Genomic DNA, 13,943 nt, shown 5'->3' with positions numbered 1-13,943 from the left:
CAAGAGAAAACTTTTTCTCCCGTTATTTTTTAGTTTCGCCCGTTTTCTCCGCTTCCAGGGTGCCTCCGCCCAGCACCACGTCCCCGTCATAGAGTACGGCGGCCTGGCCGGGAGTAATGGCCCGCTGAGGCTCATCAAAGAGAATCTCAAAGGTATCCGGGCCCGTAGCCGTAACCACTGCCGGCTGGGCTTCCTGCCGGTAACGGACCTTGACCTGGCAGCGTACCGGCGCTTCGGGCACCTGGCCGCTGATCCAGTTGGCCCCCGTTACCCGGGCCGAACGGGAAAACAGGGCGGAAGAAGGACCTACCACCACTGCGTTGCGCTGCGGATCAATGCGCACCACATACAGGGGATAATCCGGCTGGTTCAGTCCCAATTTCTTATGCTGGCCCAAAGTGTAGTAGATAATGCCCTTGTGCTGGCCAATCACCCGGCCTTCAAGGTCCAGGAAAGGGCCGGGCTGGGGCTTATAGTCCAAAATCCGCTGGACGGCATCGGTATAGGAACCGTTGGGCACAAAGCAGATGTCCTGGCTGTCCGGCTTCTGGGAATTGATAAAACCGTTTTCCGCAGCAATTTCCCGGGTTTTGGTCTTGTGGTAGATGCCCAAAGGAAATTGGGTATGGGCCAGCTGCTCCTGGGTCAGGTTGTACAGGACGTAGCTCTGGTCTTTGGCCGGGTCCAGGGCCCGCAGCAGTTCGTAGCGGCCCTCCGGGGTTTTCCGGATCCTGGCATAATGGCCCGTCACCACGCAGTCGCAGCCCAGTTCCTGGGCCCGTTCATACAGGGCCCCAAACTTCAGGAAGCGGTTGCAGTCAATGCAGGGATTGGGAGTTTCTCCCCGGGTATAGCTCTCGGCGAACTTTTCCATTACCTGGTCCTTGAACTCTTCCGTATAGTTAAAGACATAAAAGGGCATATTCAGCCGGGCAGCCACGCTCCGGGCGTCCTCCACATCACTGAGGGAACAGCAGGTCTTGGAATTGCACCCGGCATCCGGGTTGTTGTACAGCTTCATGGTGCAGCCAATGCAGTCATAGCCCTGCTCCTGCATCAGCTTGGCGGCAACCGAGCTGTCCACCCCACCGCTCATGGCAATTAACGCCTTCATATTTACCAGCCTTTCTCCGGCTTAGGCTGCCGGTGTATCTGCCGCAGACGTTCTACCGCCTGACAGGTTTCCGTATAGAGATAATCGATCTGTTCCTGGGTAATAGAGTCCCCCAGGGAAAAACGCAGAGAGCTCTTGGCTTCCTCTGGGCTGCAGCCCATGGCAAGCAGCACGTGGCTGGGTTCTGGGGACCCGGAAGCGCAGGCCGAACCGGCGGACACGCAGATGCCCCGTTCCCCCAAAATAGGCAGCAGGGCTTCCGAGGAAACGCCCCCAAAAGCCACGTTCAAATGGCCGGGCAGCCGGTCCGCCCCTGCACTGTGGACTTTGACCTCCGGCAGCGCAAGGAACCGTTCCTGGAGCTGATCCCGGGCGGCGGACAGCCGGGTCCGGGCTGCTTCCTGATTGGCACAGGCCTCTTCCAGAGCTGCTGCCATACCTACAATCCCGGGTACATTTTCAGTACCAGCCCGTTTTCCCCGTTCTTGAGCGCCCCCCTGAATCAGGCTTTTCAATTCGTAACCCCGTTTGGCAAAAAGCACACCTACGCCCTTGGGTCCATGGAACTTGTGGGCGGAAAGGGACAGCAGGGTGGCACCGCAGGCCTTGACCGAAAGGGGCAAATGCCCCACCAGCTGGACGGCATCCGTATGGAAAGGGACCCCCGCCTTTTGGCACAGCCGGCCAATTGCCTGAATGGGCTGCAGGGCGCCGGTTTCATTGTTGGCCGCCATCACGGAGACCAGGCAGGTATCCGGCCGCAGGGCTTCCTGCACCGCCTCCGGGGACACCTGACAGTTGGCATCTACCGGCAGCAAGGTTACCGTAAAGCCATTTTCCTCCAGGACCTTTAAAGTGTGCAGCACCGCATGGTGTTCCACCGAGGACGCAATGAGATGGCATTTCCCCTGGGCTTTCCCCTTCAGGGCTGCCGTCCAAAGGGCCTGGTTGTCGGCTTCACTGCCCCCCGAGGTAAAGGTGATTTCGCTGGGCAGCGCCCCCAGGCAGCGGGCAATGGTTTCCCTCGCCTGAATCAGGGCCCGGGAAGCTTCCTGGCCAAAGGGATAGGCACTGGAAGGGTTCCCGTATTTTTCCGTAAAATAGGGCAGCATCGCCGCTAGCGCCTTTTTGCTGACGCCTGTGGTGGCTGCGTTATCTGCATAGACAAACATGACAAACTCCTTTAAACAAACCAATTCAAGGGCTATACCCCCACGGCAAAACCGTGAGTTCCAGGAGCAAGGAAAAACGCCGTTTCCGCCCTTGCAGAAGCGGTCCTCCAGCTCCTCTCCCAACAGACGATACCCGTCTGCTGCAAATGGGTATTTAAATATTATACTACAAAAATACTCGGCAATGATACAGCCGGCCAGGACCAAACCCGGTCCAGCCTTTTCCGGCACAGCAAAAAAGCATCCCCCACTGTACCGGGACGCTTTGCCAGGAGTCATTCAGGGGATTTATAATCGCAGCGCTCACATTGGGTCAACGGGTGCGCCGTAGTTGTTTCCTTATAAAATAAGCCCGACCATTGGCAGATTTCCTGGAGAATGGGTACCGCAGAGCGGCCCTTTGCCGTCAGACTGTATTCCACATGGGGTGGAATTTCCTCATAGGCCTTCCGGGCAATCATCCCAGCCTGCAGCAGTTCCTTCAGGGTAGTAGCCAGCACCGCATCGGTAATATTGCTCATTTCCCGGCGCAGCTGGCTGTAGCGCAGATTTCCCTGGGAGGCCAAAACACAGAGAATCCGGGATTTCCATTTTCCGCCAAACAGCTCCAGTCCGTATTCCAACGGGCAGCGTATGTCTTCTTCCATTTTCTTTTTGTACATGGTGTCAGCTCCCTTCTCCTGTATTGTAGCAGTCCTCCTATGAAAAATGAAGTAACTCAGTAAATAAAGAGTGTCCTATAAGAAAAGCAGAATTGACATGCATAAGTATGCAGTTTAAATCTGTATATTTATGCACTTCTATTCCACCAGTAACCCCTTAGCTGAAATCGGCGCAAGCTTAGCCCCTTTTGGCAGACAGGCTGCCCCCCTGCTTTTCCAGAAGCAATCAGCACTTCAAACACAAAAAATAGGCCAAATTAGCCTAAAAATTGTTATTTTCCTTCTAGATTAAGCATAAATTGCTTCGTAATGTTCAAATTCTTTCTTTAAAAAGCATTTATGGCTTACTAGTTCCATTCTTTCAGTGCTTCTTCCCGGCTTGCCGCTGCAGGAGGTTTTTTCTGGCTGCGTTTTTCTGCCTGCGCCGGATTGTCCATCCGACGTGCACATTGCCAATGAGCCTGTAAAATACGGTTCCCAAGGATACTGCATTTTTATGCAGAAAATACTTTTCTTTAACCAGAAGAAATGACCTGCAAAAAGGGCAGCAGGGGCTAAAATAGACCCAACTTGCAGGACAGCAAAGGGCCCAGCAAAATAACTCCAAAAGCCACAAGGGGATTCCAGAAAGCAATAGGTCCAGCTGAGTTTGGCTAGGCAGCCGTAAAGGACCGCCAAAAACAGGCAAGAACCAGCTTTGCGCAAAAGAAATAGGAGCCCAGAGCAAAACGCTCCAAGCTCCATAAAATAAGCGGAAATTTTTCCGGCAAAAAAGGGAGGACGCAGAAATGACCGTGAACAATGCAGCAAAAAGCTTGGCAAAAAGCAGCTACAGCGGGAAAATGCCTGCGGATTTACCTGCTTGTGCGCTTGTTGGTAGGCAGAACCCTGGAACATCTCTTCCCTGATTTTTTCCGCAAAAGCATTCTAATAGACCCGAGCAGCCGGAATTACCAGGCGCCGCAGGTCCTGGCAGCCGCTGCTTCCTTTTCCCAGTACCTGCTTCACCTGGCGCTGCTGCACCGCTTTCCTTTCCAACTGGGGTGCGCCTTTTCTCGCCAGAGCCCCACTTTCCAGGGCAAGAGGGCTCAAATAGCAGGCCCAGATTTGCCCTGTAACGGGATTTTTTAGTTTTTCCTAGCTAGTTTACGCGTATTAAAGCACGGCGTCTCTCAGGGCAATTTGGGGCCTTTTGCGAGGTTTTCTCTTCTCTGCCTGCAAGAAAGGCAAAAAAATAAGGCATTGCAGCAAACTGCAATGCCAACACTTCAATTGGTGGGGTTATGCGGACTCGAACCGTAGACCTCATCGATGTGAGCGATGCGCTCTAACCAACTGAGCTATAACCCCGATGGAAAGTATTATACTCTTTTTGGGTTAAATCTGCAAGTATTTTATAAGAAAATAACGGCAGCGACCCCAGCCACCACCAAGCCAGGAAGCATGTTCCCGATTCGGATTTTCAGCAGCTTGGTCATATTGATGCCAATGCCGAAGATCATCAGCCCACCGCTGGCAGCAATCTCCTGCACCACTTCAGGACTCATATAGGGCCCCAAAAGCCCTGCCAGAGCCGTTAAAGCGCCCTGGTAGACCAATACGGACAAGGCGGAAAAAAGCACGCCTACGCCCATATTGGCGGCATAGATGATGCCGCTGAGACCATCCAGGGCTGCCTTGGTGTACAAGGTCGTGGGATCTCCCCCCAGGCCGTCCTGAATGGACCCTACAATGGCCATGGCTCCTACGCAGTAGATCAGGCTGGCATACATAAAACCCTGAACAAAGGCCCCTTCATCTCCGGCACTAGTGGTTTTTCGCCGGCTTTGAACCTTTTTGGCCAGCCAGGTACCAAATCGTTCCAATTTGGCCTCGATATCCATGGCTTCTCCAATAATGGAGCCCAGCACCAGACTGCTGATGGTAATCATAATATGTTTGCCCTGAAAAGCCATTTGCAGGCCCAGCATCATTACACAAAGACACAGGCCATACAGCACCGTTTCCTGGTATTTTTCCTTGATTCCGCGGCCGGCGGCGAGACCCACCACACTGCCGGCCACAATTGCCCCAGCGTTGGCCAGGGTTCCTGCTCCTATCATTGCTTATTCCACACCCTTCTCACACGGTAAATTTTCCGGGAGTCCCTGAGCTGGAAGGTTTCTCATCTTTTTCTTTCAGCAGGTCGTAAACCCGTTCCAAATCATCATCATTATAGTACTCAATGATAATCCGGCCGCCATTTTCCTTTTTGGCCGGTTCAATTTTCACCCGGGTTCCTAAATACTCGGTAAGCTGGTCCTGAAAGCCGCGGACATAGACATTCTGTGCCTTTTTCAGGGCTTTTTTGCTCTTATTTTTCCCTTTTTCCGGGGCTTCATCTCCCAGCAGATCATTCAGCTGCTGCAAATAATCCACCTTTTGGTCCGCCTGCTTTTCCCGGTTCACCACTTCTTCTACAGCCCGGGCACTCCAGCCCTCGGCCGCAGCCTGCTGGGCAAGTTCCGTGATTTTTTCTGGATCTTCCAGACCTAAAAGAGGCCGTACCTGGCCAGCAGTCAGCTGGCCTTCCGCCACCAGTTGGGCAGCAGCCTCCGGCAGATTCAGCAGCCGCAGGGTATTGGCCACGGCAGCCCGGCTTTTGCCCAGCCGCTTGGCAGCCTCTTCCTGGGTCAGCTGCAGGGCTTCCATCATGCGTTTGATGCCCCGGGCTTCTTCCAAAGGATCCAGGTCGCTGCGCTGCAGGTTTTCCACCAGGGCCACTTCCATCATGGCCGCATCGTCGTAGGTACGTACTACCACAGGAACTTTGGCAAGGCCGGCTTCTTTGGCGGCTCTCCAGCGCCGTTCCCCTGCTACAATTTCATACTGCCGGCCTTTTTTCCGGACAATCAGAGGCTGAATAACCCCGCTTTCCTTGACGGAATGAATCAGGTCCTGCATTTTCTCCGGATCAAAGGTATGCCGGGGCTGGTAGGGGTTAGGAACCAGGTCTTTTACGGCCAATTCCGTGACAGTATCCCCTTCTTTTTTCTCTTCCACTGCCGGTGCCGATGCCTTAGCCCGGCTGCCGAACATTCTATCCAGGCCGGTTGCACCCAGCCCGCCTTTTTTACTTGCCACGCCGCTTCACCTCTCTTGCCAGTGCCTTATAGGCTTCTGCTGCCTTGCCCCGGGGATCATAGACCGTAATCGGCTGTCCATAGCTGGGGGCTTCGCCCAACCGTACGGACCGGGGAATCATCGTCTTGTAGATCAGGTCCGGGAAATGACTTTTCACCTGTTCCACTACATCATTGGACAAATGGGTCCGGGTATCCGTCATGGTCATCACAATGCCATTGATTTTCAGTTCCGGATTGCTGGTCTGCCGAATCCGTTCCACCGTCTGCATCAGTTGGGTAACCCCTTCCAAGGCGTAGAATTCGCATTGGATGGGAATCAACACCGCATCTGCAGCCGTCAGTGCGTTGACTGTCAACAGGCTCAAGGCCGGAGGGCAGTCAATAATCACATAATCATAGTTATCCCGGATTTTATTCAAATGTTTTTTCAGGGCATTGGCCGGATTTTTCTTGTCAATCAAGTCAATTTCCGCTCCGGCCAGGTTCATGGTTGCCGGTGCAACCCAAAGGTTTTTCCAGGCTGTAGGCTGAATTAGGCTAGCCATATCCACATTATTCACCAATACATCGTACATGCATTGGGTCAGGCTGCTTTTATCGATGCCCAGGCCGCTGGTAGCATTTCCCTGGGAATCCAGGTCCACCAGAAGGGTCTTCTTGCGGCTTTCCGCCAGGCAGGCTGCCAAATTGATGCTGGTAGTCGTCTTTCCTACACCGCCCTTTTGGTTGGCCACAGCAAGTATTTGGGACATGAGTGTCACTCCTTCGCTTTCATTTTTGATGCACTGGCTATTATTGTATCACAGCTTGTGTCAAAATGGAGAAAACCCAGGCTTTTTTCCTACATAAAAAGCAAAATAGTGAATGTTTCACGTGAAGCATTCACTATTTTGCTGTCAGTGTTTCCTGTAACAACCCTCTCACTGATACTCTTTTATATTTTCTCCCTTTGGAGCGGTCTTTCATTTCTTTTTGGAGCATTGCGGATTTCTTAGCTCTGGCCATTACCATTTTTTCGTTTCCAGGGAAGCGAGGCTAGGAGCTTTTCCATAGCTAAGTCAACTTATTAATACTATTCCAGGGCAATGTTTCACGTGAAACATTGCCCTGGAGTCTGTGAAACGAAGCGTCTACCCCTGCATTTCCGCAAGCAGTCATTTCTTACACCTGGTCTAATCCTAAGAAGAGGCTTTTCCTTCAGGGACAGCTCAACATTTTTTTCTGAGGGTCCTGCACCGCCAAGTCAGCAGTCGCCAAAGCCATAAATCAGGCTAATTGCTGGATTATCCCCTTGCAGTACTGCAAGCGGGAATACAGGAGAGCAATGTTTCACGTGAAACATTGCCTTTTAAGGAAAGGTATTCTTTTATAAGGGCTTCTTGCTGGCAGTTCCAGCTTTCCGAGGATACTGAGCCGGCGTATGCCGCACCTTCTCGATAGTAATAATGGCCCTTTGGTCATCCAGCCCCGGCAGGGTTACCGGCCGTACTTCCTTGATTTTACCGCCCAGCACCTCTACTGCATGGTGTGCCTCGTCCGTTTCCTCCTGGAAATGACGGCCCTTCATGGCGTAAAAGGTTCCTCCTACCCGTACCAGCGGCAGACAGTACTCAGCCAGTACCGGAAGGGCTGCCACCGCCCGAGCCGTTACCACATCGAACTTTTCCCGCAGGGCAGGGTCCTGGCCTGCATTCTCGGCTCTGGCGTGGAGGCAGCGCACCTGTCCCAAGCCCAACTCCTGCACCACCTGTTTCAAAAAGTTCAGCCGCTTTTGCAGGGAGTCAATCAGGGTTACCCGCATGCTGAGGTCATAGATTTTTAACGGTATGCCAGGAAAACCGGCGCCCGTTCCCACATCAGCAATGGTATGGTTGTGAAAGGTCTTGGGGTTATAGACCAATAGGGAATCTACCATATGCTTCAAAGCCACTTCCTCAGGATCGGTAATGGCTGTCAGGTTCAGGCTCTTATTGGTTTCCAGCAGCAGGTCCGTATACTGCTGGAAGCGGTCCAGCTGCTCCCCCGTTAACGGAAAACCCGCCTGGGCAGCAGCCTGTTCCAAGGTTTCGCGAAAACTCATGCTTTTTCTCCTTGTCTTCTCATGGTTTCCAGGTAGACCATCAGCACGCTGATGTCTGCCGGGGATACGCCGGAAATCCGGCTGGCCTGGCCAATGGAGACCGGCCGCTGTTTGGCCAGTTTTTCCATGGCTTCCGAGGACAGCTCGTGGAGCTGGGTATAATCAATTTCTTCCGGCAGCAGTTTGTTTTCCAGCTTCAGGGCCCGTTCCACTTCCTGCTTCTGCTTTTGGATATACCCTTCGTATTTCACCTGGACATCCACCTGTTCCGCTGCTTCAAGGGGAAGCTGTTCCAGGTCAAACGCCTTGGCCAGCTTTTCATAGGTAATTTCCGGCCGGCGCAGCAGGTCCAGCAGGTTGATGGAAGACCGCAGAGGCACGGAGCCCATGGCGGTAATCTTCTCCTGATTTTCCTCACTGGGGGCCAGGTTCACTTTGCCCAACTGGAACAAGGTCCGTTCAATCAGGTCCCGCTTCCGGGTAAAGGCCGCATACCGGGCATCATCCACCAGCCCCACATCCCGGCCCATTTGGGTCAGCCGCAGATCTGCGTTATCCTGGCGCAGCAGCAGCCGGTATTCTGCCCGGCTGGTCATCATCCGGTAAGGTTCCGTAGTGCCCTTGGTTACCAGATCATCAATGAGCACCCCAATATATGCATCGGACCGTTTGAGAATCAGCGGTTTCCGGCCTTGCAGCTTGAGAGCTGCGTTGATTCCGGCCATCAGGCCCTGGGCAGCCGCTTCCTCGTAGCCGCTGGTACCGTTGGCCTGGCCTGCACTGAACAGCCCGCTGATTTCCTTGTGTTCCAAATTGGCCTTCAGCTGCAGGGGATCCAAGCAATCGTACTCAATGGCATAGCCGGCCCGCATCATCTTGCAGTGTTCCAGGCCGGGAATGGTCTGCATGAACTGTACCTGGATTTCTGCCGGCAGGGAAGAACTCATGCCCTGGACGTAAACCTCATTGGTATGCAGGCCTTCCGGCTCCAGAAACAACTGGTGCCGATCCTTATCTGCAAACCGGACAATCTTGGACTCGATGCTGGGGCAGTACCGGGGCCCCACCCCTTCAATGGTACCGTTGAACATACAGCTGCGGTCCAAATTATCCCGAATAATCTGGTGGGTATGGGGATTGGTGTAGGTCAGATAGCAGGGGACCTGGAACCGGGTGGCAATCTGGCTCATAAAGGAGAAATTCCGCACCCGTTCATCCCCATACTGGGGTTCCATCTTACTGTAATCCAGGCTCCGGGCATCCACCCGGGCAGGCGTGCCGGTTTTGAACCGCATCAGCTGCAAACCGGCTTCCCGCAGGGAATCCGTCAGCTTCATAGCAGAACGCTGGCCATTGGGGCCGGCCATATAAGCCACTTCCCCGTAAAGGATCCGGCCTCTTAAATAGGTACCTGTAGCCAAAATGACGCAGTCTGCCTCAAATACTTCTCCCGTTTCCGCTTCCACCCCTTGGACAGCACCGTTCTTTACCAGCAGCTTGTCAATCATTAACTGCTTTACGTCCAGGTTTTCCTGGTTCTCCACCACTTCCTTCATCAGGGTGTGGTACAGGGGCTTATCAGCCTGGGCCCGAAGGGCCTGTACCGCATAGCCCTTGCCGGTATTCAGCATCCGCATCTGGATGCAGGCTTCATCTGCCGTAAGGCCCATCTGGCCCCCCAGGGCATCCAGTTCCCGGACCAGATGGCCTTTGGCCGGACCCCCTACGGACGGATTGCAGGGCATCAGGGCTATATTATCCATGGACAAGGTAGCCAGCAGGGTCTTCTGGCCCAGCCGGGCGGCTGCCAAAGCAGCTTCGCAGCCGGCGTGGCCGGCACCTATTACAACAACATCATAATGATCCACAACGATCATATTTCTTTTCCTCCTGGCTTTGCCTTATTTGCCAACGCAGAATCGGGCAAAGATTTCATTGATGATTTCATCGGGTACGTCTTCCCCGGTGATTTCTCCCAGGTCATGGAGGGCCTGGGTCAAATCGATGGTGAGACAATCATAGGGATAATGGTTTTGGGCCCCCTGCAGGGCATCCTCCAAACTTTGCAGGGCTTTGCGCAGCAGATTTTCCTGCCGAGCGTTTTGGGTTACACTGCCCAGTTCGCTGTCGGAACCTTCCCCGTAGACAAAATGCTGCAGCCATTGGGCCACCGCTTCCATGCCCTCTCCGGTTTTTACGGAAAGGACCAGCACATTTTCGTCTCCATATTTGCGTTTTAAGGCGTTTAAATCCACTTCCATGGGTAAATCTGCCTTGTTCACCAAAATCAGCTTCTGGCGTCCATTTAGGCTCTCCAGAAGGGATTCATCCTCTTCTGTCAGTTTTTGGGAGCCATCCAGCACCACCAGCGCCAGCTGGGCGTCCTCCAAAACAGCCCGGGACCGTTCCACGCCAATTTTCTCCACGTAGTCTTCCGTATCCCGAAGGCCTGCCGTATCGGTGAGCACCAGGGGAATCCCGGCAATGGTCATCTGCTCCTCAATGATGTCCCGGGTAGTGCCCGGGATACTGGACACGATGGCCCGGTCCGTCTGCAGCAGCTGGTTGAGCAGGCTGGACTTGCCCACATTGGGCCGCCCCACAATAGCCGTACGCAGCCCTTCCCGGAGAATCCGTCCAGCGCTGCCCTTTTGCAGCAGCTGGTCCACAGCAGCCCGGCCTTTGGCCAAGACTTCCTGGGCCTTTTCGTAGGTTACATCTTCAATGTCCTCCTCCGGATAATCAATCACGGCTTCCAGTTGGGCAATGAGCCCCCGAAGCTCTTCCCGGATGGCCTTGACCTTTTTGGAAAGGCCGCCCTCGTGGCCCCGGTTGGCCGCCAGAAGTGCCCGGCGGCTTTTGGCGTTGATGATATCCATGACGGATTCGGCTTCTGCCAAATCCAGCCGGCCGTTTAAAAACGCCCGTTTGGTAAATTCCCCAGGCTCCGCCGGCCTGGCCCCTGCCTGATAGGTCAGGGCCAGAATTTCCTGCAAGGCCTGCCGCCCTCCGTGGCACTGGATTTCACAAACGTCTTCTCCCGTATAGGAGTGGGGGCCCGGCATATACACCGCCAGCACCTCATCCACTTCCTGGCCTTCCCGGTCCTTTATATGTCCATACAAAAGCTGCCGGGCAGCAGCCGGCCCCAAGGCCTTCCTGCCCTGGAACAAGGTATTGGCAATGGCTAGACTTTCCGGCCCGCTCAGGCGAATGACTCCAATGGAGCCCACGCCCAGGGCCGTGGCAATTGCGCTGATTGTATCGTCCATAGTTCCTCCAAAAAAAGAGCTCCGAACATAGTGTCCGGAGCTAAGTCGTTGTTATTTATTTCACATCGATAACCACTTTGCGGAAGGGCTCTTCCCCTTCACTGTAGGTGGTAATCGCCGGATCGTCCTGCAGGCTCACGTGTACGATCTTCCGTTCATAAGGATTCATGGGTTCCAACATGGCTTTTTTATGGGTCCGTTTTACCCGGTCTGCCAGGTTCTTGGCCAAGCGTTCCAACGTCTGACGCCGGCGTTCCCGGTAATTTTCCGCATCCAGGATAATCCGGTTCCAGGATTTATGGCCCTTGTTGCCGGCCAAATTGGTCAGGTACTGGAGTGCATCCAGCGTTTGGCCATGCTTGCCGATGAGGACGCCAATCCCTTCTCCATGGATTTTCAAAAGAATTTCATCTTCCTTCCGGTTGACAAACTTCTCAATCATCAGATGCATCCCCATAGCAGTAAAGATGTTTTCCAGGAATTCCTTGCCGGTGGCAGCCACTGCCTGCCGTTCTGCTTCCTTGTCCGCATCCGTTTCTGCCGGGGCCGCTTTTTTCGCCGTTTCCGGTGCTTCGGTTTTTTCTTCCGCTTCAGCGTCTGCCTGGAGCTGGGCAGCAGCATCGGCCAATTTCTTGGCTGCTTCTGCCATAACAGGAGCCGCAGCAGCTTCTGCTGCCTTTTTCACTTCTTTTACGGTAACCCGGACCTTAGCATCCCGGCCGCCGATAAAGCCCAAAATTGCGCTTTTGGGTTCTTCCAAAACCTCTACGTTCACTTGTTCCCGGGCTTTGCCCAAGGCACCCAGTGCCGCTTTTACTGCGTCTTCAACGGTTTTCCCCGTTTTTTCCACCACGTTCATTTTCCTGCCTCCTTACAGCCGTGCTTCAGACTGTATTTATTTCTTTCTGTCCAGCAGGAACTGCTGGCCGATCTGCATGATGTTCATCACTACCCAGTACAGAACCAGCCCTGCAGGGAACTTCAAGCTGATATAGCCAATGAACAGCGGCATGAAGTACAGCATGATTTTGCCTTGAGGATTATCAGAAGGCGGCATGGTTTGTTTGGATTGGATGAAGGTTGTCAGTGCAGACAAAATCGGCAGGATGTACAGGGGATCCGGATCAGCAATGCTGCTCATCCACAAAAAGCTGCTGGGGCCGGCATACTGGAAATCCCGGATGCCGTAGAAGATACCGATCATAATGGGCATCTGCACAATCAGCGGCAGACAGCCTGCCAGAGGGTTGACACCCTCTTTTTTATAAAGCTCGGAAAGCTTTTGGTTCAAGGTGACCTTGTCGTCCTTGTAGCGGGCCTGCAGCTCCTTCATTTTGGGCTGGATCCGGCTCATGGCCTTGGTAGAAGCAATCTGCTTCGCCGTCAGCGGGGACAACAGCAATTTGATCAAAATTGTCATGATGATGATGGCCAGACCGTAGCTGGGCTCACCAATGAAACGAGTCAGTTCGTAAATGTAGCCTACGACTTGTTGTACAAATGAACTTAAAATCTGCAAAGTATCTCTCCTCTTCTTCCTGCTGTTTATGGTACAGGATCATACCCACCCTCATGGAAGGGATGACATTTCAGTATTCTCTTCGCGGCCAGATAGGATCCTTTTAGAAAACCATATTTTTCCACCGCTTCCAGGGCATACTGGGAACAGGTTGGATAAAACCTGCAGCGGGGAGGAAATAAGGGCGAAATGCACACCTGATAAAAGCGAATCAGGGCGATTGCGATTGTTTTCATAGGTCTCTCCGGGGTTATAACAGTCCAGCTTTCTTGGCCAGACGATAAAAAACATCTTTGTAAACTTCATAGGGTGCGTGGGCCAGTCTGCGTCGGGCAACCCACACAATGGCGGCTTTCCGCTTGAGCTTGCCCTGTTCCTGACGGAACACTTCCCGCATCATCCGTTTGACACGGTTGCGCAGGACCGCATGTCCCAGCCGCTTGCCCACTGCCGTACCCAATTGACATTGTCCGTTATCTGAAGGCAGTACATAGAAAACGCCGTAACTGTCCACATACGAACGGCCTTTTCCATAAACCTCCTGAAAACGTTCATGGGATTTTACCCGGTTGGCCTGGGTAAACGTCTTTCTTTCAGGAACTTTCTGTTCCAAGCTTCTGCCACCTGCCTCATTAGTAAAATAGGCCGCGAAAGGCGGCCCATCTTATACGTTATGCAGATAATCTCTTTCTGCCTTTTGCGCGTCTTCTTTTTAAGACTTGTTTACCACCCAAAGTCTTCATTCTTTCTCTGAAGCCGTGAGTTCTCTTTCTCCGAGTATTGTTCGGCTGAAAAGTTCTCTTCATTATGCTAACCCTCCCTTGCCTTCAAGGTATTGCCAAGATCTATAATGAGTAAATCGTTTGACAGCTCATATCATTATAAGCTGTTACCCTATGGCTGTCAATATTCTAGTTGGAATTATGTCACAACTTTTACGGGTTTTCGCCCATTTTTTCGTTTTTCCGGTCATTTTCCCCGAGCACGTCACAAAAATTT

At 53.1% G+C, this 13,943-nt stretch carries 15 protein-coding genes and 1 tRNA gene; all 16 read right to left on the bottom strand.

Annotated elements, in window-relative coordinates; genetic code table 11:
* Positions 1-22 precede the first annotated feature (22 nt).
* The 16 genes from mnmA to rpmH all read right to left on the bottom strand — a co-directional run bounded on the left by mnmA (position 23) and on the right by rpmH (position 13,750).
* Positions 23-1,114, bottom strand: a complete 1,092-nt coding sequence (mnmA, locus tag DW089_RS00200; protein WP_105326641.1) for a tRNA 2-thiouridine(34) synthase MnmA — start codon at positions 1,112-1,114, stop codon at positions 23-25.
* 2 nt (positions 1,115-1,116) lie between these two features.
* Positions 1,117-2,286, bottom strand: coding sequence for a cysteine desulfurase family protein (locus DW089_RS00195; RefSeq protein WP_118286637.1), 1,170 nt, complete (start codon positions 2,284-2,286; stop codon positions 1,117-1,119).
* A gap of 275 nt (positions 2,287-2,561) precedes the next feature.
* Positions 2,562-2,948, bottom strand: a complete 387-nt coding sequence (locus DW089_RS00190; protein WP_105326639.1) for a helix-turn-helix domain-containing protein — start codon at positions 2,946-2,948, stop codon at positions 2,562-2,564.
* Between the two features lie 288 nt (positions 2,949-3,236).
* Complete coding sequence (locus DW089_RS11275) at positions 3,237-3,845, bottom strand: hypothetical protein (RefSeq protein ID WP_147351148.1); 609 nt, start codon at positions 3,843-3,845, stop codon at positions 3,237-3,239.
* Between the two features lie 376 nt (positions 3,846-4,221).
* Positions 4,222-4,298 (bottom strand) — tRNA-Val (locus tag DW089_RS00180).
* A 44-nt stretch (positions 4,299-4,342) separates the two neighbouring features.
* Positions 4,343-5,050: a DUF554 domain-containing protein gene (locus DW089_RS00175; RefSeq protein ID WP_105326637.1), complete on the bottom strand. Its 708-nt coding sequence runs from the start codon at positions 5,048-5,050 to the stop codon at positions 4,343-4,345.
* Positions 5,051-5,069: 19 nt separating this feature from the next.
* Positions 5,070-6,071: a ParB/RepB/Spo0J family partition protein gene (locus tag DW089_RS00170; protein ID WP_231085707.1), complete on the bottom strand. Its 1,002-nt coding sequence runs from the start codon at positions 6,069-6,071 to the stop codon at positions 5,070-5,072.
* Entirely contained in the window at positions 6,061-6,825 is a 765-nt protein-coding gene (locus tag DW089_RS00165) for a ParA family protein (protein WP_105326636.1), read from the bottom strand. Before DW089_RS00165 ends, DW089_RS00170 begins: the two co-directional genes overlap by 11 nt.
* A gap of 614 nt (positions 6,826-7,439) precedes the next feature.
* Positions 7,440-8,153, bottom strand: coding sequence for a 16S rRNA (guanine(527)-N(7))-methyltransferase RsmG (gene rsmG, locus DW089_RS00160; RefSeq protein WP_118286636.1), 714 nt, complete (start codon positions 8,151-8,153; stop codon positions 7,440-7,442).
* Entirely contained in the window at positions 8,150-10,030 is a 1,881-nt protein-coding gene (gene mnmG, locus DW089_RS00155; RefSeq protein WP_118286635.1) for a tRNA uridine-5-carboxymethylaminomethyl(34) synthesis enzyme MnmG, read from the bottom strand. Before mnmG ends, rsmG begins: the two co-directional genes overlap by 4 nt.
* Before the next feature lie 24 nt (positions 10,031-10,054).
* Positions 10,055-11,425, bottom strand: a complete 1,371-nt coding sequence (mnmE, locus tag DW089_RS00150) for a tRNA uridine-5-carboxymethylaminomethyl(34) synthesis GTPase MnmE (RefSeq protein ID WP_105326633.1) — start codon at positions 11,423-11,425, stop codon at positions 10,055-10,057.
* 55 nt (positions 11,426-11,480) lie between these two features.
* Positions 11,481-12,284 (bottom strand): RNA-binding cell elongation regulator Jag/EloR, encoded by an 804-nt coding sequence (gene jag, locus DW089_RS00145; protein ID WP_105326632.1) that lies wholly within the window; start codon positions 12,282-12,284, stop codon positions 11,481-11,483.
* 36 nt (positions 12,285-12,320) lie between these two features.
* Positions 12,321-12,944: a YidC/Oxa1 family membrane protein insertase gene (locus tag DW089_RS00140; protein WP_105326631.1), complete on the bottom strand. Its 624-nt coding sequence runs from the start codon at positions 12,942-12,944 to the stop codon at positions 12,321-12,323.
* 26 nt (positions 12,945-12,970) lie between these two features.
* Positions 12,971-13,180: a membrane protein insertion efficiency factor YidD gene (gene yidD / locus DW089_RS00135; RefSeq protein ID WP_105326630.1), complete on the bottom strand. Its 210-nt coding sequence runs from the start codon at positions 13,178-13,180 to the stop codon at positions 12,971-12,973.
* Positions 13,181-13,194: 14 nt separating this feature from the next.
* Complete coding sequence (gene rnpA / locus DW089_RS00130) at positions 13,195-13,557, bottom strand: ribonuclease P protein component (RefSeq protein ID WP_105326629.1); 363 nt, start codon at positions 13,555-13,557, stop codon at positions 13,195-13,197.
* A 58-nt stretch (positions 13,558-13,615) separates the two neighbouring features.
* Complete coding sequence (gene rpmH, locus DW089_RS00125; RefSeq protein WP_009014998.1) at positions 13,616-13,750, bottom strand: 50S ribosomal protein L34; 135 nt, start codon at positions 13,748-13,750, stop codon at positions 13,616-13,618.
* Between the last annotated feature and the right edge of the window lie 193 nt (positions 13,751-13,943).

The sequence above is a fragment of the Acidaminococcus sp. AM05-11 genome (assembly GCF_003472805.1).
GTDB lineage: Bacteria > Bacillota > Negativicutes > Acidaminococcales > Acidaminococcaceae > Acidaminococcus > Acidaminococcus hominis.
The sequence above is the reverse complement of the archived record's forward strand: the minus strand, read 5'-3'. Positions and strand labels throughout refer to the sequence as shown.